Source organism: Aeribacillus sp. FSL K6-2848, assembly GCF_038004325.1.
In the GTDB taxonomy this organism is placed as follows: Bacteria; Bacillota; Bacilli; order Bacillales; family Aeribacillaceae; genus Aeribacillus; species Aeribacillus composti.
In genome coordinates this window covers 3076468-3095462 of the sequence record NZ_JBBOQQ010000001.1, presented here as the reverse complement: position 1 = coordinate 3095462, position 18995 = coordinate 3076468, and the positions used below count along the sequence as shown (strand labels likewise).

19 protein-coding genes and 1 other annotated feature are annotated in these 18995 nt (G+C 39.5%); of the genes, 18 read left to right on the top strand and 1 reads right to left on the bottom strand.

The window, feature by feature from the left end; all coding sequences use genetic code 11:
* Positions 1 to 52: 52 nt before the first annotated feature.
* The 9 genes from NSS70_RS14960 (at position 53) to minD (ending at position 9365) form a co-directional block, all read left to right on the top strand.
* On the top strand, positions 53 to 1336 hold the full coding sequence (locus NSS70_RS14960; protein ID WP_066249739.1) for a bifunctional folylpolyglutamate synthase/dihydrofolate synthase: 1284 nt from the start codon (positions 53 to 55) through the stop codon (positions 1334 to 1336).
* Positions 1337 to 1460: 124 nt separating this feature from the next.
* The gene (locus tag NSS70_RS14955; RefSeq protein ID WP_340881866.1) at positions 1461 to 2396 is read left to right on the top strand and encodes an SPOR domain-containing protein; all 936 of its coding nucleotides are present in this window, start codon (positions 1461 to 1463) and stop codon (positions 2394 to 2396) included.
* 199 nt (positions 2397 to 2595) lie between these two features.
* Positions 2596 to 3162: a Maf family protein gene (locus NSS70_RS14950; protein WP_094246292.1), complete on the top strand. Its 567-nt coding sequence runs from the start codon at positions 2596 to 2598 to the stop codon at positions 3160 to 3162.
* Positions 3163 to 3180: 18 nt separating this feature from the next.
* A complete protein-coding gene (gene radC, locus NSS70_RS14945) occupies positions 3181 to 3858 on the top strand; it encodes a RadC family protein (RefSeq protein ID WP_130156096.1) in 678 nt (225 codons plus the stop codon).
* A 1509-nt stretch (positions 3859 to 5367) separates the two neighbouring features.
* Positions 5368 to 6390: a rod shape-determining protein gene (locus NSS70_RS14940; protein ID WP_063387942.1), complete on the top strand. Its 1023-nt coding sequence runs from the start codon at positions 5368 to 5370 to the stop codon at positions 6388 to 6390.
* Between the two features lie 16 nt (positions 6391 to 6406).
* On the top strand, positions 6407 to 7291 hold the full coding sequence (gene mreC, locus NSS70_RS14935; RefSeq protein WP_063387943.1) for a rod shape-determining protein MreC: 885 nt from the start codon (positions 6407 to 6409) through the stop codon (positions 7289 to 7291).
* Entirely contained in the window at positions 7288 to 7806 is a 519-nt protein-coding gene (gene mreD, locus NSS70_RS14930; protein WP_063387944.1) for a rod shape-determining protein MreD, read from the top strand. Before mreC ends, mreD begins: the two co-directional genes overlap by 4 nt.
* Before the next feature lie 58 nt (positions 7807 to 7864).
* Positions 7865 to 8569: a septum site-determining protein MinC gene (gene minC, locus NSS70_RS14925; RefSeq protein WP_340881863.1), complete on the top strand. Its 705-nt coding sequence runs from the start codon at positions 7865 to 7867 to the stop codon at positions 8567 to 8569.
* Positions 8562 to 9365 (top strand): septum site-determining protein MinD, encoded by an 804-nt coding sequence (gene minD, locus NSS70_RS14920; RefSeq protein WP_063387946.1) that lies wholly within the window; start codon positions 8562 to 8564, stop codon positions 9363 to 9365. Before minC ends, minD begins: the two co-directional genes overlap by 8 nt.
* 184 nt (positions 9366 to 9549) lie before the next feature.
* Here minD and NSS70_RS14915 read toward each other — a convergent pair whose 3' ends face one another.
* Positions 9550 to 10101, bottom strand: coding sequence for a nitroreductase family protein (locus NSS70_RS14915; protein WP_340881861.1), 552 nt, complete (start codon positions 10099 to 10101; stop codon positions 9550 to 9552).
* A 331-nt stretch (positions 10102 to 10432) separates the two neighbouring features.
* Between NSS70_RS14915 and NSS70_RS14910 the strand changes: the two genes are divergently transcribed.
* The 9 genes from NSS70_RS14910 (at position 10433) to NSS70_RS14870 (ending at position 18968) form a co-directional block, all read left to right on the top strand.
* Positions 10433 to 12100, top strand: coding sequence for an IS1634 family transposase (locus tag NSS70_RS14910; RefSeq protein WP_340881130.1), 1668 nt, complete (start codon positions 10433 to 10435; stop codon positions 12098 to 12100).
* 340 nt (positions 12101 to 12440) lie between these two features.
* Positions 12441 to 13679, top strand: a complete 1239-nt coding sequence (locus NSS70_RS14905) for an Nramp family divalent metal transporter (protein WP_066249575.1) — start codon at positions 12441 to 12443, stop codon at positions 13677 to 13679.
* Between the two features lie 334 nt (positions 13680 to 14013).
* Entirely contained in the window at positions 14014 to 14808 is a 795-nt protein-coding gene (locus NSS70_RS14900; protein WP_066249572.1) for a M23 family metallopeptidase, read from the top strand.
* Positions 14801 to 15667 carry a M50 family metallopeptidase gene (locus NSS70_RS14895; RefSeq protein WP_066249570.1) on the top strand — a complete coding sequence of 289 codons (867 nt, stop codon included), beginning with the start codon at positions 14801 to 14803 and terminating at the stop codon, positions 15665 to 15667. Before NSS70_RS14900 ends, NSS70_RS14895 begins: the two co-directional genes overlap by 8 nt.
* Positions 15668 to 15726: 59 nt before the next feature.
* Positions 15727 to 17193, top strand: coding sequence for an Rne/Rng family ribonuclease (locus NSS70_RS14890; RefSeq protein WP_340881857.1), 1467 nt, complete (start codon positions 15727 to 15729; stop codon positions 17191 to 17193).
* A 51-nt stretch (positions 17194 to 17244) separates the two neighbouring features.
* Positions 17245 to 17320, top strand: a sequence feature (ribosomal protein L21 leader region).
* Between the two features lie 13 nt (positions 17321 to 17333).
* Positions 17334 to 17642: a 50S ribosomal protein L21 gene (rplU, locus tag NSS70_RS14885; RefSeq protein WP_063387953.1), complete on the top strand. Its 309-nt coding sequence runs from the start codon at positions 17334 to 17336 to the stop codon at positions 17640 to 17642.
* Positions 17643 to 17657: 15 nt separating this feature from the next.
* Positions 17658 to 17996 (top strand): ribosomal-processing cysteine protease Prp, encoded by a 339-nt coding sequence (locus tag NSS70_RS14880; RefSeq protein WP_063387954.1) that lies wholly within the window; start codon positions 17658 to 17660, stop codon positions 17994 to 17996.
* Between the two features lie 12 nt (positions 17997 to 18008).
* The gene (rpmA, locus tag NSS70_RS14875; RefSeq protein ID WP_063387955.1) at positions 18009 to 18299 is read left to right on the top strand and encodes a 50S ribosomal protein L27; all 291 of its coding nucleotides are present in this window, start codon (positions 18009 to 18011) and stop codon (positions 18297 to 18299) included.
* A 120-nt stretch (positions 18300 to 18419) separates the two neighbouring features.
* Positions 18420 to 18968, top strand: coding sequence for a Spo0B C-terminal domain-containing protein (locus NSS70_RS14870; RefSeq protein ID WP_066249564.1), 549 nt, complete (start codon positions 18420 to 18422; stop codon positions 18966 to 18968).
* Positions 18969 to 18995: the final 27 nt, after the last annotated feature.

Genomic DNA, 18995 nt, shown 5'->3' with positions numbered 1-18995 from the left:
CGGCCATTCAAATTCATTGAAAATGTTCGAGAGTTCAAGGAGGGGAATTTATATGTTTCAAACATATGAAGAAGCACTCAAGTGGATACATTCCCGCCTAACCTTTGGAATAAAGCCTGGTCTCCAGCGAATGGAATGGATGATGGAAAAGCTTGATCATCCGGAAAGAAGATGCCGCTTCATTCATGTAGCCGGAACAAACGGGAAAGGATCAACGATTGCTTTTATGCAAGAGGTGTTAAAAGCCGCTGAATATAAAGTAGGTGCTTTCACCTCGCCTTATTTGGAATCATTCAATGAACGAATTACGATAGATGGCAATCCCATTTCTGAAGAGGAAATATTGCAGCTATCCAATGTGATCAAACCGGTTGTTGACGAGCTTGAGAAAACGGAGCTTGGAGCACCGACAGAGTTTGAAGTCATTACTGCGATGATGTTTTATTATTTTGGTAAAATCAACGTGCCGGATGTTGTTTTATTAGAAACAGGACTCGGGGGAAAATGGGATTCTACGAATATTGCGAATCCTATTCTTTCAGTGATTACAATGATTGGACATGATCATTTAAACATCCTTGGCTCAACGATAGAAGAGATTGCAGAGCAAAAGGCAGGCATTATTAAAAACGGAGTTCCTGTCATTACAGCTGTGGAACAAAAGGAAGCCCTTGATGTCATTGAGCGTGTTGCAAAAGAAAAAAAAGCAAAGCATTATTGGCTCACTAGGGATTTTCACGCAGGAGATTTTGATGAATTTTTTGTACAAACCCCCTTTAAACGATATAACAGCCTTTCATTACAGATGAAAGGAAACCATCAAGCGATCAATGCTGCACTGAGTGTCATGACGCTTGATTATTTAAGAGTTTATTATTCGTTTATCATAGAGGAGGAGCATATACAGGAAGGATTGAAGCGCACTTTTTGGAAAGGGCGGTTTGAAGAAGTAAAGGAAAAACCGAGAGTCATTTTGGACGGAGCACATAATCCGGAAGGAATGGCAGCGTTGAAAGAAACTGTACAAAAGTTTTACCCTGATAAGAAAATCATCATGTTATTTTCGTGTGTGAAGGACAAGCAATATAAAGAAATGATCGAGCAGGCTGCACAAACGGCAAATCGAATTATTTTTACAACCTTTCATTTCCCGAAAGCAGCTGATGCGAAAGAATTATACGAGGCTTGCGACATGAAGGATAAAGAGTATGAAGACAATTGGGAGCTTGCCTATGAAAAGATTATCAACACAATGGATGACGAAACGGTTCTCATTATTACAGGTTCCCTTTATTTTATCGGTGAAGTGAGAAAACATATAAAACATAGCTCATGAGTACGAGGATGTCGAAAAATAACGACAACAATTATGAACGAGGCGACAAATGTCTCGTTCTTTTTTATTTTACATATGTTAGCATAAAAAAAAGTTTGTCCAGCAAAAAAGGGCGGTGATCATTTTGGACAAGCCATCATCGAAAATAACCATTAAAATCAACGGTCAGGAAAACAATTTTTCCAACGATACGGATGTTTCTGCTGAACCAAGTGAAACTGGCAAACAATTAAAAGTATCCAGCTGGGAGGAAAAGGTGAAGGCTGAAAAAGAAATGGCAGCATCAGAGGATAAGAACGAAGAGGAGACATCTTTTCCTTGGATTTTGCCGGATGATGAGGAGGATAAGAAAGAAAACCCGAAAATAGCCTTCTCAAAGAACAATAGCAGAACGCTGCCTCCTAAAATAAAAAATTATGTGATATCGATCATATTTGCTGTTATTCTTGGACTGAGTTTTGGGGTTTTAGCCCTGCAATTTATTTCAAACGATTCAATGCCTGTATCATCTGAATTGAGGGATGTGTCAAAGTCTCCTCACAGACAGAACGTTAGCAATGCTTCAGCGCCAAGCGGTGCGGAAAACATCGTTTTTGAAGTTTATATGGTACAAGCCGGAAAATTTACAAAAAAAGAAGGGGCGGAAACCGTCAGCGGGCAGATAAAGGCTAAAGGATTGCCTTCTGTTATCGTTTCACAAGGCGGCGATTATTACGTATTCGTTGGGGCAGCGTTGGATAAAAAGACAGCAGAAGAGTTGAAAAACATGGCTGAATCACATCAAATTGAAACGTTTGTGAAAAAGATGAAATGGGAAGGAAAGGTGGAAAACGAAAAAACAAAAACGGTCGTTGAGGAGATGCTGAAGCTGTCTTCGTCTTTTGTGAATGGAACCGCCCCGGAACAAGAGAAAGTAGAGTCATTATTAAATGAGGCTGGTCAAATAAAAGACGATTCAATTTTGGCAGCAGTAAAAAAACTGCAAACAGAAAAATCGGCAAATGAACAGCTATGGAGCCTGCAGCAGTCGCTGCTAGATTTTTTTGAAAAACTTTCTTGATAACGGGAAAGCGTTTGCTCGAGCATTCGTTTTCTTTTTTTATTTTCACAAGCAGTTTTCCTTAGATAATGTAGTTTTTTCTGTAAATTGAATAAATGTTTTTATTAATGGCGATTAGATAATTCTTTTTTGAAAAATTGTTTGCAAAAGCCTTTTTTGATAACATACGGATAGTATTGGTTGAAAGGATGAAATAAAAATGGAACGCCTCATACTTGCATCAAGCTCTCCGCGAAGAAAAGAACTCCTCAAGCTGTTAGGAATACCATTTGCTGTGATTGAAAGCAATTTGGAAGAGAGGCTGGACGAAGAAGCTGAACCCGAAAAAGCCATTCAAAAACTTGCCTTTCAAAAAGCCTTTCATGTAGCCGAAAGGTATAAAGATGCATATGTCATCGGAGCAGATACGGCGGTGATCCTCGAAAATCGAATACTAGGAAAACCGAAAGACCGCCGTGACGCCTATTACATGTTAAAATCACTTTCTGGGAAAACACATACTGTTTTAACAGCAGTTTCGATTATTCATGGTGAAAAGCATACAACATTTTCTGAATCAACAAAAGTTACTTTTTGGCCGCTTTCAGACGATGAAATCCTGGAATACATTGAGACAAACGAACCGATGGACAAGGCGGGTGCTTATGGAATTCAACATTTCGGCTCATTGCTAGTGAAAAAAATTGATGGCGATTATTTTACAGTTGTCGGTCTTCCTGTTTCAAGACTGTACAGAGAATTAAAAAATTTTGGATTTCACTGGTAACAAACAAGGGGGAAAGATATGCTCGCTATTCGAGATTTTCCAGAAGAAGAAAGACCGAGGGAACGATTGATACACAACGGACCAAAAGGCCTTTCCAACCATGAACTGCTGGCAATTTTATTGAGAACAGGGACAAAGGGAGAATCAGTGCTTGAACTGGCGAATAAGCTTTTAAAAACATTCGGCGGTCTTAGAATGTTAAAAGAGGCGTCAGTTCAGGAAATTATGGGCATACCCGGCATTGGAAAAGCAAAAGCGGTGCAAATTATAGCAGCATTAGAGTTGGGAAAAAGAATTCATCAGCTCGCATACGAAGATCGGTATGTCATTCGTTCTCCGCAAGATGCCTCCAATTATGTCATGGAAGAAATGCGCTTTTTAAAACAAGAGCATTTCGTAGGTTTATATTTAAACACAAAAAACCAAGTGCTGCATAAGCAAACGATTTTCATTGGCAGTTTAAATACATCAATTGTTCACCCAAGAGAAGTCTTCAAGGAGGCATTGAAATGTTCAGCTGCATCTTTTATTTGTATCCATAATCATCCATCAGGAGATCCCTCCCCAAGCAAAGAGGATATTGAAGTCACGAGGCGCTTGTCCGAATGCGGAAAGCTGATCGGGATTGAACTTTTAGATCATATCATAATCGGAGAGCGTAAATACGTCAGTTTAAAAGAAAAGGGATATTTATAACGTTTTTTTAAAAGGTTCTATGTCAATTGTTGGGGTGCACTGGATATGAAGTGCACCTCTTTTTATGATGTGTGAAGATTAGATCTATGAAATTATTGATAAATGACTTCCAATTTTTTAAGCTTAAAAATGACATTAGCAGTTTTATGAATTTTTATCTTTGAATATCTATTGCTGATGGAGAATGGCTTGATATATAATCAATAGCATCCCTTTACTTTATTGGAAAACTTTCATATATAAGGTTCTATTTTATATTACTCATATGATGCTCCTGTCTTTTATAATGAATTGTAAGGAAGCATGTTTTCATTTAAGATTACAGACTTCTGAAGTTAAGATCCTCGTCGCACTGCTGCCTATGTGATTGTGCACTTGAATTTGTATTGATGTTCTTTTTTTGGCAACTGCATCAGACCAGCTAACTTATTATTGAAAAATAACAATTCATTTTACTCTAGTCATTCTACCTCAGTTCCAGCAACAAAGTTTTATGAAAACCACTTATATGTATAATCATTACATTTCACCCAAAATTTTGTCATTGCGAAAAAGGAGTTATTTTTACACACTTTATATGGTTAAAAAACTTATTTTCCCGAGTTATAAATGGGTGAAAAAGTATGCCTTCATTTAAAATCAATCCTAACACGTATTACAGTTAATAGCTTTGGATTCTGAACTGCTAGCGCTTTTTCGGACAGATTTTTGCGCTTCTAGACACGTAATGCGAACAACCACCGTCTTGCTGAATTTGCAGGGGGACAGATGGGAGACAGCACAACGGTATATAACATACTGACCAGTCTCGCAAAGTACGATAAAAAGCTGCTTGAAGCGGGGCAGTGACGTTATTACAACGCATAAGTGCATGATAAAAGGAATTTCAAAAAACATTTGCACGGCCTCGCGGGCTCCAAATGATGTCCGCATTACAAAGGGTTTGCGACATAAGAAGAGCCAAAGTTGGAGAAAAAGCTCATATTTTAGTGATTTTCAATAATAGATGAACTTGAAACTTCGGCAGAATTGTTATGTAATACTTTATTGGAGTCATTTGAATTGAAACACAATCAACTGAAAAAACCATTATTTTTTATGACATTCTAAACCGTCGCTAATAAAGAGTGCAAAGGGGGGATTTGTAAACATAAAATAATATTTTTTGTATGGACTTGTAATATTTTTAAGTTATTATTCTCAATGGATAAATTAAATCAAGGTTTTCATACGGGCGGTATATGCTGTGACATCTATTTTTCATCCTCTATTCTCCACTAGGAAAATTTTTTAGTAAAAATTTTTGAGGCGTCCAACACAATGATCAGCTTTTCATCAAGTTTCATGAAAAATACCTCGCAAATTTTTATTTTACGCAGGGTATTGATAGCACTTTTTTTTTTGAAAAATTACGTTATAATATAATTTATGGGTTTTTTCAATAATGATTAGACATTTACATGAATATAAAAACGTATTTATTTTGGAAGAAAGGGAGATACAACAGCTATGTTTGGAATTGGTACGAGAGACCTTGGAATAGATTTAGGGACAGCCAATACGTTAGTGTTTGTGAAGGGAAAAGGTATTGTAGTGCGTGAACCATCTGTTGTTGCTTTGCAAACTGATACAAAGCAAATTGTTGCAGTTGGTAATGATGCAAAAAATATGATCGGGCGTACGCCTGGAAATGTTGTAGCACTTCGACCAATGAAAGACGGAGTGATTGCTGATTATGAAACGACTGCTACGATGATGAAATACTACATAAAACAGGCAACAAAAAATGCAGGTATTTTTTCGCGAAAACCTTATGTGATGGTTTGTGTTCCTTCGGGAATAACTGCGGTTGAAGAACGTGCGGTCATTGATGCAACGAGACAAGCAGGCGCTAGAGATGCGTATACGATCGAAGAGCCATTTGCGGCTGCTATTGGAGCCAACCTTCCAGTTTGGGAACCGACCGGAAGCATGGTTGTAGACATCGGCGGGGGAACAACGGAAGTTGCCATCATTTCTCTCGGCGGAATTGTGACAAGCCAATCTATCCGTGTTGCCGGTGATGAAATGGATGAAGCCATCATTAACTATATCCGTAAAACCTACAACTTAATGATTGGTGATCGGACAGCGGAAGCGGTGAAGCTTGAAATCGGTTCTGCAAGCGCTCCGGAAGGTGTTGAAAACATGGAAATTCGCGGAAGAGATTTGTTAACAGGCCTTCCGAAAACGATTGAAATTACTGCGACAGAAATTTCAGAGGCATTACGCGATACTGTCTATGCGATCGTAGATGCTGTAAAAATTACTTTGGAAAAAACTCCGCCTGAACTTGCGGCGGATATTATGGATCGAGGAATTGTTTTAACGGGTGGGGGCGCCCTTCTTCGCAATTTAGACAAAGTTATAAGCGACGAAACGAAAATGCCTGTAATCATTGCGGAAAATCCTCTTGATTGTGTAGCGGTCGGAACAGGAAAAGCTCTTGAACATATCCACCTATTCAAAAATCGTACAAAAGACCACAGATAAGTTAGAGGTGTAAATCATGCCACAATTTTTTCTAAATAAACGATTAATTGTGCTCCTTGTCGGGATCATTATTTTGGTGGCATTGATTGGTTTTTCCCTAAAGGAAGACCGCAATCTTTCGTGGCAGGAGAAGTTTATTCAAGATTCGGTTGGACTAGTCCAGAAGGTATTTCATCAGCCCGCACAATATATTGCGGGCTTCTTTGAGAATTTGAATCATTTAAAAAATACATACGAAGAAAACGAGCTGCTTCGCAAACAACTGAATAATTATATTCAATTGGAGGAAAAGCTGCAGGAATTAGAACAGGAAAACAAACAATTAAAAGAAGAATTAAAATTATCTGCTGATAACGATATAAGAAAATATAAGTCGATCCAAGGGACAGTCATCGCAAGAAATCCTGATCGTTGGCATGATTATATCAAAATTGATAAAGGCGAACAGCACGGAATCAAAAAAGACATGGCGGTTATAACGGCAAAAGGATTGATCGGGAAAGTGAAAAATACTTCTGAATTTACGTCCACCGTTCAGCTTTTAAGTGCTTCCGACAGAAAAAACCGGATTTCAGCAATGGTTCATACGAATAACGGAAAGGTATTCGGCCTCATTGTCGGCTACAGTGAGCAGGAAAATGCTCTTGAAATGAACATCATTGAATCAAATGCTCAAATCAAAGAAAATCAAATTGTAGCGACTTCTGGCCTTGGCGGAGTGTTTCCTGAAGGTTTAGTGATCGGAAAAGTAAAAAAAGTCGAACTTGATTCGTACGGATTAACAAAGATAGCTTATATAACCCCATCAGCTGACTTTTATGATATAGATCGTGTCATGATCATCGAGCGGGTTCTTCCAACAGTTGATATCAATCAATTGGAAGAGGAGGAAGACTCTTGAGAACGTTTTTCCTCCCCGTAATGGTTATGTTTATTTTCGTATTGGAAAGCATCATCGTTGATCTTGTTCCGATCCCTTTTCTTTCAGATCACCAAGTGGCAGTTCCCCATCTTTTACTATTGATGATTGTCATCTTGGCAGCGTACGGCTCTCGGAAAATTGCCGTCATTTATGGAATTGTTTTCGGTTTATTGTTCGATGTTGTTTACACGCAAGTTATCGGCATATATGCTTTCGCATTTCCAACCTTGGCATATTTAGTGATGCAAGCTTTGCGGGTGCTCAATCCCAATATTTTTGTTTTAATTTTTTTAACTGAGCTTTCCGTTGCATTGCTTGAATTTTTCACATACGGTATTTATTTACTAATCGGGATGACAGCTGTTCCTCTGCAATTGTTTACAATTGATCGCCTGCTACCGACACTTGCTCTGAATTTTGTATTAGCTTGTGTGTTAATCTATCCTTTAAAGAAATTCGTTTTGGGCTTGAAAATAGGTGAACACAACGATTAAGTTTTAAAGTTTGATAGAGGAGTTTTTGTTATTGCTGTCGAAATAGATTTTTGTTGGGGTGAACTTCGTGAAAGCTCAAAGACCATATTATGTAACGATTAAAGGCACAAAGGATGGATTGACATTATATTTAGATGATTCCTGTTCGTTTCATGATATTGTGAATGAACTGGATTCGATGCTCTCCAAAAGGCAGTATGTTCAGGAAAATGAACCGATGATCAGGGTGACGATAAAGGCTGGAAATCGTTTTTTGACGGAGGAACAAGAAGAGAAAATAAAAGACGTAATAAGAAAAAAAAGAAATTTAATTGTCGATGCAATTGATTCAAATGTCATCTCAAAGGAAGAGGCGTTGAAGTGGAAAGAGGAAGCAGATGTTATCTCAGTTGCTAAAATCGTCCGTTCTGGGCAAGTGTTGAAAATTAGAGGGGATTTGTTGCTGATAGGAGATGTCAATCCTGGCGGGACAGTCATGGCAACGGGCAATATTTTTGTCATGGGGGCTTTAAAAGGCATAGCTCATGCTGGTTTTGAAGGGAATCGAAATGCAGTGATTGCCGCCTCCTTGATGAAGCCGACACAGCTGAGGATCTCCGATATTTTAAGTAGGCCACCCGATCAGAAGGAGCCATCATTTCGAAATGATATGGAATGTGCATATATTGATGAAAATGGGACAATCATTATTGAACGGATTCAACAATTAGCTCATCTGAGACCCAATTTAACTAGGCTTGAAGGGGGAATAATGAATGGGTGAGGCAATTGTGGTCACTTCTGGCAAGGGCGGGGTCGGCAAAACAACAACGTCTGCAAATGTTGGTACAGCCCTTGCCATTATGGGAAAGAAAGTTTGTCTAGTAGATACAGATATCGGCTTGCGGAACCTCGATGTTGTCATGGGATTGGAAAACAGGATTATTTATGATTTAGTTGATGTTGTCCAAGAACGATGCAAAATTCATCAAGCTCTCGTAAAAGATAAACGCTTTAATGATTTTCTTTATTTGCTGCCTGCAGCGCAAACTAGCGATAAAACTGCCGTAACACCTGAGCAGATGAAAAAATTAATTGACCAGCTAAAACAAGATTTTGATTATATTATTATCGACTGTCCTGCCGGGATTGAACAAGGATATAAAAATGCCGTATCCGGTGCGGATCAAGCGATTGTCGTGACAACACCAGAAGTTTCCGCTGTGAGAGATGCGGATCGAATTATCGGTTTGCTGGAGAAGGAAGATATTGAGCCGCCACGATTAATTATTAATCGGATCCGAAATCATTTAATGAAAAACGGTGATATGCTGGATGTCGATGAAATTGTCAGCCATCTGTCTATTGATTTGTTGGGGATTGTAATTGATGATGATGAGGTAATAAAAGCGTCTAATAATGGGGAACCGATTGTAATGAACCCGGACAATCGTGCTTCCATTGCCTACCGCAATATTGCGAGAAGAATTTTAGGTGAAGCGGTTCCGCTTCAATCATTAGATGAGCCTGAAAAAGGTGTTATCGCAAAAATCAAAAAATTTTTTGGAGTACGTGCTTAATCCTAATCAATTTAAAAATCACACTTCCTTGAATAAGGCATTAGCTTTTTTCTTTGCACACATTAGAATCACTGCCATCACACTGATATATCTCCCACCTGCTGATCGTTTTTTTCTTCTATCTCTTGAGGTGGGAGATTTTTTGAAGGCTGTACAAAATATTTCCTCTTGAATCTTTTCCCTTTCAATATGATTCAATAATCGTCAATTTTTGTTCTGCGTTTGTCCGCTGTTTTGGTTCTGGGATTGAGGCAGGATAGCCAATATGTAGAAGGCCGACAATTTTTTCTCCTGGTTCTACTCCAACTTTTTGTCGGAAAGATGGTGAATAAATATAAGCACCTGTTTTCCATATAACGCCAATACCTTTTTCCCATGCAGCTAGTTGAAAATTTTGGATTAATGCACTGGTCGCTTTTAAATCCTCCTCCCACTGCTTTTGACGCGGATCCTCTTTCATGATTACCAATAAATGTGCTGGAATCGGCAGCAGCTTTTCTCGTAATCGATCGATATTTTTTCCATTGTTCGTTTCTTGTGCAATAGCAGCAACTAATTTTTCTTTTCCTTCATTCATAAACAGCACGAACCGCCATGGCTCTCTTAATCCATGATTAGGAGCCCAAACAGCCGTATTTAATAATTCACATATTACTTCTTTAGGGATTGGATCTTTCTTAAATTCTTTAATCGATCGACGCTCTTTAATTATATTGGCTACTTTGTATGTTTCCATTGGTATTTCTGATGCCTCCTTAATAATAATGATTTTCAATTAGAATTATTTCAAAATTGAGGCGATATGTAAATGTTTATTTCTACAGTCGTAATCGTTTACAAAGGGAAGGAGACAGGTGCGAGAAATCATTTCAAACAGCTGATACAAGAGCAATGAAAACCCCGAGTTCGACAGTTTTGAGGCCATTTTAGGCAAATGAAAATGGCCAAAATGCTGTTATATCAAAGATTTCGCGATGCGGATCCTAGAAAAAAACACTGAATTTCATAGGCACACGACTTGTTTATTTTAACTTTTAAAACAGCTGAATATCGGTTATAATATAGGCATGTACATACGGCGAGTAACACGCAAAAACAAAGATGGAACGACCGTGGCGTATCTCCAGCTTGCTCACAACGAATGGGATCCGAAGGCCAAATATGCGAAAGCGAAGGTGATTTATTCGTTTGGGCGCGAAGACGAGGTGGATCGCGCTGTCTTGGAGCGTCTGGCCAAAAGCATTTCGCGATTCCTTTCTCCTGAGCAGGCTTGGGAAATCGAGACGTTGACAGGAGAAGTGTCGGATGACTTTCAGTTTCAATCAAGCAAACGCCTTGGTGGCACTTGGCTTTTGGATCAGCTCTGGATACAACTGGGATTGGGAGAGATTCTCCACTCCTTGTTTGCCTCCCGACATCATCAGATTCCGTTGGAACGGCTGATTTTTGCCATGGTGGCGAATCGTGCCCTTCATCCGTCAAGCAAGTTGGCGATGGAGGAGTGGGTGGAGAAAGACGTGCATATCCCTCATCTTCCCCAAGTCGCCAGCCACCAGTTGTACCGGGCGATGGATGAGCTGCTGGCTGTGCAGCCGGAATTGGAACGCCAAGTGTTCCATGCCGTGGCCGATTTATTGAACCTGGAAGTCGATTTGATTTACTTTGATACGACTTCGTCGTACTTCGAAGTGGATCCATCCGAAACACCAGAAGGAGAATCGCTTCGAAAGCAGGGGTTTTCCAAAGATAAGCGTCCCGATTTGGTCCAAATCGTCATTGGACTGGCCGTTACCCGGGAAGGAGTCCCCATTCGCGCTTGGGTATGGCCTGGCAATACGATGGATATGACGGTCATCAAACAGGTGAAACAAGACTTGATTGGCTGGAAGCTTGGGCGTGTGATCAGCGTGATGGACCGCGGATTTTCGTCTGAAGAGAATTTGCGAATCTTGCAACAGGCCGGGGGACACTACATTGTCGGCGAAAAAATGCGGTCCGGCAAAACCGCCGTCGAAGAGGCCCTAAACCGTCGCGGGCGCTACCAACAAGTTCGCGAGAACTTGCATATCAAAGAAATCATCGTGGGCGACGGAGAAGCGCGTCAGCGCTATGTTCTCGTGTACAATCCCAGCGAAGCCGAACGCCAACGCAAGGAACGGGAAAAGCTGCTCGAATCGCTGAAAGAGGAGTTGGAGGGGCTTCGCCAACTCCCCAATGAAGCTCATCATAAGGCCACCTGCCGGCTGCGTTCCCATCCGTCCTACGGAAAATACTTGCGTCAATTGAAGGATGGAACGCTTCGCATCGACAAGCAAGCGGTTCGTGAAGCGGAAAAGTACGATGGCAAATATCTCATCCGAACCTCCGATGACACCTTGTCTGCCGAGGATGTCGCGCTCGGGTATAAGCAACTGGTGGATATCGAGCAGGCCTTTCGGACGTTGAAATCAACACTCGAGCTGCGCCCCATGTATCATCGCTTGGAAGACCGTATCCGGGCGCATGTGCTGCTCAGTTGGCTGGCTCTCTTGCTGGTTCGGATCGTGGAGATCCGAACTCATGAATCGTGGCCGAAAGTAAGAGACGAATGCGAGCGTCTCATGCTTGGACATTTTTCTTCAAAAAACGGCGACCTTTATCAACGAACCGAACTGACGGCCAAACAAGCGCTATTCCTTGCGGCTCTAGGGCTGGAACCTCCTCCAAAGATTCTAGGCATCCACCCTCGCACCTAGATACACGCCCGAAGTGTGCCCAAATGCCTCCGATCCCTTTTGTATCAAGGGGCGAGAGGCATTTTGTTTGCCTAGTGACTGTCGAACTCGGGAAAACGATCGACTTAAAAATACAGAATATTCAATTAATAAAATATGAATTCTTTACATAAGAACTATAAATGAGAAAGTTTCGCATGGATGAACAATTGCTAAAACTAGATATAACAGGATGATGCGAGAATATGTTCATCCAGCAATTGATTCATGCACATTTATATTCCCTAATGAGAAAGATCATTCATAAGAAATATTAGATGACTCATTTCTACGTTCAAATCTCAGATGGAAGGTGACAGTGATGGAACATGGCAAATCCACAAAAAAGTGGCCGGCCGTTGGTCCGGGGTTAATTGTCGCAGCAACGGGCGTCGGAGCCGGTGATCTAGTTGCTGCCTTAGTTGCCGGTACAAATTTTGGACTTGTCTTTTTATGGGCAATCATTATCGGGGCTATTTTAAAATTTGCCTTAAATGAGGGTGTTGGCCGATATCATTTGCTGACTGGAAAAACTATTTTAGAAGGCTGGCATTCTATGGGATTATGGGCAACAAGCTATTTTGGCGTTTATTCGGTTATTTGGGGATTTGTTTATGGAGCGGCTGCGACTTCATCTTGTGCATTGGCTCTGTCTGCATTATTTCCTGTCTTGCCTTTATGGGTATGGGCGGTTATAAGCGGTTTGTTAGGTTTTTTATTAACATGGATGGGGCAATATAAGCTATTTGAAAAAGTTATGAATCTTTTAATTCTACTTATGTTTATTTCGGTTGTCGGCTCAGCTGTTATTGTTCTGCCGGAACTTTCTGATATCATCGACACTGCTGTTCCGACGTTGCCGAAAGGGTCACTGCTTTACGCACTCGGATTAATTGGGGGAGTTGGCGGATCCATTACCATGGCGTCTTATGGCTATTGGCTGCAGGAAAACAATTGGAAGGATCGATCCTACCTCCGCTACGTTAGATTTGACTCCATGATTGCCTATATTACTACAGCAGTTTTTACAATTTCTTTATTAATTTTAGGGGCTGCATTACTATATGGAACGAATACAAACATTAACGGTGAGCAAGGTCTCGTATCATTTGCTACCATTTTAGGAAACGAGCTGTCCTCAACTGTACGCATCTTATTTCTCATCGGTTTTTGGTCAGCTTCCTTTACATCAGTATTAGGTGTTTGGAATGGCGTCTCTTATTTATTTGCTGATTTTGTCTATACTGTTAAAAAACATGATGTGAATAAAGAACAATTAAGTAAGACAAAAGCTTATAAATTTTTTGTTTTTTGGTTAACATTCCCGCCAATGCTCTTGCATTTTATAGGAAAACCTGTGAGCCTCATTATTTTGTATGGTGCCCTTGGTGCGCTATTTATGCCCTTTCTGGCGCTGACCCTTATCTATTTGCTTAATAGTAAAAAGCATCTTCCTCATAAGGAAGATCGAAATAAATGGTTTTTCAACGTACTTTTGAGTTTAAATATTGTTTTATTTTTCATTTTATCGATCAATGAACTAGTCAACCTATTTCGTTAAGCGGCTTCAAATAAGAGGCAGTCTAGCTTTTGTGTTAATTCACCATATACTACTATTTCAAAAAGAAGACGACAAAAGCATTTTGTGGTTTTCTTTTTGATTTCAAAATTTTGCTTTTCTCGGATAGCGCCATATTTTATTTTGCTTCATCCAGTATTCCTTTGAACCAGAAAACAGTGAAGAACCTACTTACTAGGTTGTAGGTAAAAGTTCTATATCAAGGTCAAAGATAAACATTTGCCTAGATATCGCTTTAAGAAATGCAAAATGGCTTTATTGTCATAAACGGTAAGGACAGAGCATAAACTTGTACAAAATTGCAAAAGGATGATGGATGATGAATCGTCGAGCAAAAGAAATAAAAAAACGAATAGCAAAGCGTAAACGAAAAAGAATGAACAGCATGCTTTCGAGCAGTTCAAGCAGCAGTGATGATACATCTGTTCCATTTATCAATCAAATCACACAAGAAAACGTGCAAGTTGACGCGGACTCCCCTCTTTATGTAGAGGCAGAAGGAAGTAAAAATTTTCATCCATTGTTTCGTTCGGACGTTTTTATAACAAAATTGCTAATCTCTGCCTGCATCGTCCTGATGATCGGTATTATTTTTAAAAATGACCGGGCAGAATTTCTGAAAGCTAGAGATTTCGTCAGCCATGTGATGGAAAAGGAGTTTAACTTTGCATATGTTTCCAAATGGTACGAAGAGCAATTTGGGAATCCATTAGCGTTTTTGAAAAAACAATCGAAAGAGGAAAGTGGATCTAAAGAAAGTCAATATGCGGTTCCGGCATCAGGAAAGGTGCTTCAGAGCTTTAAAGATACCGGGCAAGGTGTGATGATCGAAACAAATAATAAAACGGTAGAGGCCATGAATGAAGGAATTGTTATTGAAGCTGGAAAGAAGGAGGATACTGGTCTGACTGTGGTGATTCAACATGCTGATGGAATAGAAACCTGGTATGGGAACCTGGAAGAGCTAAATGTAGCGCTGTATGACTTTGTCGAAACGGGAAAACCTGTAGGCAAAGTAAAGCAAAGCCAAAACCAGCACGGAACATACTATTTTGCCATAAAAAAGGGCGACACATTTATTGACCCGAGTCAGGTGATCTCATTTGAATAAATATTTTTCCTTATTGTCGAAAATACATATTCATCCTATCTTTTGGGTGTTGATTGCAATCGGAGCAATGACAGCGCAATTTAAAGCTCTTTGCATCCTTTTCTCAATAGTTTTTATTCATGAAATGGGGCATGCTGTTTGCGCCAGTTTTTTTTCATGGAGGATCAAGTCCATTCAGCTTCTTCCTTTTGGCGGTGCAGTGGAAATGGAGGAGCATGGAAATCGTCCCTTGAAAGAAGATCTGTTTGTTGTTATATCTGGACCGATTCAGCATTTATGGATGCAAATAGCTGCATGGATTTTTTGGGAAGCGAATTTCATAAACGACTCTACATATGAAATGTTTATTTTTTTTAATATGTCTATTTTCCTTTTTAATCTTGTTCCCATTTGGCCCCTTGATGGAGGAAAGCTTCTTTTTATTTTGCTGAGCAAACAAAAACCTTTTTCAGTTGCTCATAAGGAAATGCTTCGCATATCTGCAGTTGTTTTTTCATGTTTGTTCCTTTTTTTGCTTTTTTTTAACCCTACTCTTTTAAGCGGGTGGATTATCGCAGCCTTTATCGTTCACTCCATTTATACGGAATATAAACAAAGACAATTTGTATATATTCGCTTCTTGATGGAAAGGTATTATGGAAATCATCAAGCGTTCACAGTGTTAAAGCCGATCATTGTTGATCGCGATGATTTGATTTACCACGTGCTGCTGAAATTTCAGCGGGGTTGCAAGCACCCTATTATAGTGGAGGACGATGGAAAAAAACTTTTTCAGCTTGATGAAAATGAGCTGCTGCACAGTTTTTTTTCGGAAAAAAAGACGGACGGAAAAATGGGTGATTTACAGTACGTTTATTGACGCCTGCAGGAAAACATGGTATTGAAATAGGAAACAATACATGAAAAGAGGTTGTTGGGTTGCGACAATTAATTATAAATAAAAAAACGGATGATGAACGCATTGCATTATTGGAAAACGGACGACTGGCGGAAGTATGGATAAAAGAAAAAAACACGATTGTCGGCAACATTTATAAAGGAAAAGTAACAAAAGTCCTTCCTGGTATGGAGGCTGTTTTTGTTGATTTAGGTCAGGGAAGAAACGGCTATCTTCACCGGAATGACATTATGTCATATTTTGAGACGTCCCGAACGAATGAGGCATTAAAAAATAAAAATGTCCGGCATTTTATTTCTCAAGGTGAAGAGGTAATCGTTCAAGTTGTAAAAGAATCAGGAGAATTTAAAGGCCCTAAAGTCACAATGAATATTGAATTGCGATCCCCTTTTTTTGTATATCAGCCCTTTGGCCGCTCGGTGGCAATTTCCAAAAAAATTATTTCCCAGGAAGAAAGAAAAAGATTGCAGCTTCTCGGGGAAACGTTATGCTCAAACAAAGGGGGCATCGTTTTCCGAACTGCTGCGGAAAGAGCGGATGACCAAACAATAAAAAAATGGTTTGATGACATGCTGAGCAGTTTTGAACAACAGCTGAAAAGCAAAAAAGTGCCGAGCTTATTATTCGGTTCAGAAAGTTTTGTAGAGCAAATTATCGCTGAAATTTCACCGCATGTATTGGATGAAATTGTCATTGATGACATAAGCACTGTAAAAGAATTGAAAAAAAATTACGGAGAATTGTTCCCATTTTCCATTGATTTTTATTCCGAAAACGAAAATATTTTTTCTTATTATGCAATCGAACATGAAATCGAAAAGGCGCTGAAAAAAATTGTTTGGTTAAAAAACGGCGCGTTTATCGTAATTGAAGAAACGGAAGCAATGATTGTCATTGATGTTAATACAGGGAAATTTTCGGGGAAAAATACGTACCGAGATACGGTTTTAAAAACCAATGAGGAGGCGGCAAAAGAAATTGCCCGGCAGTTAAGATTAAGAAATTTGAGCGGAATCATTTTGATCGATTTTATTGATATGGAGAAGGAAGATCGAAGCCGGATTTTGAGATTGTTTCAAAAAGAATTGGAAAAGGACCGTATTTTCACAAAAGTCATCGGTTTTACCGAATTAAATATATTGCAATTAACAAGGAAAAAAACTCGAAAATCTCTTTCCGAGCTTTTGCTCGAACCATGTCCAGCATGCGGCGGAACAGGAAGAAAAAGGACGGTTGAAAGCATTGCTTTTGAACTTGAAAGAACCCTTCTTGAACATGCTGGATCAGATGACGAAGCCGTCCTTGTAGAAGCGGCCCCAGAAGTTTGCGATTTTTTTACATGTGAATATGAGAAACATTTAAAAAAGCTTGAAGAACTAATAGGCATGAAGATTTTCTTCAGTCCTTCCGATCATGTAAAAGGATTCGAAATTCGCCAATGGGGAACAGAAGAGGAAGTGGCTTTACGGATCTCCAAAATGTATTGACATATACATTCATATTTTGTTAAGATCAATTTGTTATTGTTTTTTGTAGCACCCGTGCTACAACCGCTCAGTTTGGGTTTGAAGCTCGGTTATCCGACACCCTAATCTGGCGAGTCTTAGTTAAATAGGAGGTGCAGAATATGTACGCAATCATTGAAACTGGCGGGAAACAAGTGAAAGTTGAAGAGGGTCAAGCCATTTATGTGGAAAAATTAGACGCTCAAGAAGGTGAAACAGTTACTTTTGACAAGGTGCTTTTCGTTGGAGGAGACAACGTAAAGGTAGGTAACCCGCTGGTAGAAGGAGCTACGGTTACGGCAAAAGTTGAAAAGCATGGCCGAGGTAAGAAAATTATCGTTTTTAAATATAAACCGAAAAAAAATTACCGTAGAAAACAAGGTCATCGCCAACCGTACACAAAAGTTGTCATTGAAAAAATTAATGCATAATAAAGGCTGTTTCATATGATACATGTGACCATCCATCGTTCGAAAGAAGGATTCATCCGGTCGTTTACAATGAAAGGGCATGCGGACTTCGCAGAGCACGGGAAGGACATCGTATGTGCAGGCGCTTCAGCTGTTTCTTTTGGAGCAGTAAATGCGATCAAAGCTTTAGCCAATGTCGATATGAATGTTGAACAATCGGAAGAAGGCGGATTTTTGCACGTACAGGTTCCTGATCAAGTTGACACGGATTCATTTGAAAAAATCCAATTATTGCTTGAAGGAATGCTTGTTTCATTACAAACGATCGAGCGAGGGTATGGAAAGTTTATTCGAATCGTTACAAAAAAAGATTAGGAGGTGGCACTCATGCTAAAATTGGATCTTCAATTTTTCGCATCGAAAAAAGGAGTTGGGTCCACGAAAAACGGACGTGATTCCATCGCAAAACGATTAGGTGCAAAACGTGCGGACGGCCAATTTGTTACAGGCGGCTCCATTCTTTATCGTCAAAGAGGTACAAAAGTTTATCCTGGTTTGAATGTTGGCCGCGGCGGGGATGATACGCTTTATGCGAAAGTAGACGGCATCGTCCGTTTTGAACGATATGGACGCGACAAGAAAAAAGTCAGCGTGTATCCGATAGCAAAAGAAGCATAAGCAAACACTTGAAAAACTCTAGCCTTTTTGGTTAGAGTTTTCTTTTTCGGTGTTTTTTTAATGGAAAGTTGATATAATTTTTGTACATGTTTAAAAAGATAGCTTGATGGGAGTGGAACCATGGCTGATCAAAGAGAGAGATGGAGTATTGTTGACGCATTAAGCCACTCCAGACATGATTGGATGAATAAATTGCAATTAATTAAAGGTCATTTATCATTAAAAAAATACGATCGGGTGAAGGAAATTATTGATGAAATTGTCGTGGAAGCAAAGCAAGAATCAAAACTTTGCAATTTAAACATGCCCAGTTTTGCAGAGCTGCTTTTAACATATAACTGGAAAGGACACCTTCTCATTTTGGATTATGAAGTGCTAGGGGAAGCGATGGATTGTTCTGGTCTAGATGAGGAAATGTTCCATTTTACAACAGATCTTTTTCAAATCCTTAATCAAAATATTGATAAAAAACAAGAAAATCATATAACCGTAACATTAGAACTCTTTAAAACAGAAAACAATGTCCGGTTCTTTTATGATTTTAATGGTATACTAACGGATGATAAGACTCTTTTAACATTTTTAGAGCAGTACCAATCAGATGCAATCACCATTCAACAAATACATTTTGATACATATGAATTTACATTGATGGTCAGTAAGTCGTGATGAAACAATGAAAGGAGGCTGAAGCTC

Coding starts and splice junctions, on each gene's coding strand:
- NSS70_RS14960 (WP_066249739.1), top strand. CDS start 53: ATGTTTCAAACATATGAAGAAGCACTCAAGTGGATACATTCCCGCCTA.
- NSS70_RS14950 (WP_094246292.1), top strand. CDS start 2,596: ATGGAACGCCTCATACTTGCATCAAGCTCTCCGCGAAGAAAAGAACTC.
- radC (WP_130156096.1), top strand. CDS start 3,181: ATGCTCGCTATTCGAGATTTTCCAGAAGAAGAAAGACCGAGGGAACGA.
- NSS70_RS14940 (WP_063387942.1), top strand. CDS start 5,368: ATGTTTGGAATTGGTACGAGAGACCTTGGAATAGATTTAGGGACAGCC.
- mreC (WP_063387943.1), top strand. CDS start 6,407: ATGCCACAATTTTTTCTAAATAAACGATTAATTGTGCTCCTTGTCGGG.
- minD (WP_063387946.1), top strand. CDS start 8,562: ATGGGTGAGGCAATTGTGGTCACTTCTGGCAAGGGCGGGGTCGGCAAA.
- NSS70_RS14915 (WP_340881861.1), bottom strand. CDS start 10,101: ATGGAAACATACAAAGTAGCCAATATAATTAAAGAGCGTCGATCGATT.
- NSS70_RS14910 (WP_340881130.1), top strand. CDS start 10,433: ATGTACATACGGCGAGTAACACGCAAAAACAAAGATGGAACGACCGTG.
- NSS70_RS14905 (WP_066249575.1), top strand. CDS start 12,441: ATGGAACATGGCAAATCCACAAAAAAGTGGCCGGCCGTTGGTCCGGGG.
- NSS70_RS14900 (WP_066249572.1), top strand. CDS start 14,014: ATGATGAATCGTCGAGCAAAAGAAATAAAAAAACGAATAGCAAAGCGT.
- rplU (WP_063387953.1), top strand. CDS start 17,334: ATGTACGCAATCATTGAAACTGGCGGGAAACAAGTGAAAGTTGAAGAG.
- NSS70_RS14880 (WP_063387954.1), top strand. CDS start 17,658: ATGATACATGTGACCATCCATCGTTCGAAAGAAGGATTCATCCGGTCG.
- rpmA (WP_063387955.1), top strand. CDS start 18,009: ATGCTAAAATTGGATCTTCAATTTTTCGCATCGAAAAAAGGAGTTGGG.
- NSS70_RS14870 (WP_066249564.1), top strand. CDS start 18,420: ATGGCTGATCAAAGAGAGAGATGGAGTATTGTTGACGCATTAAGCCAC.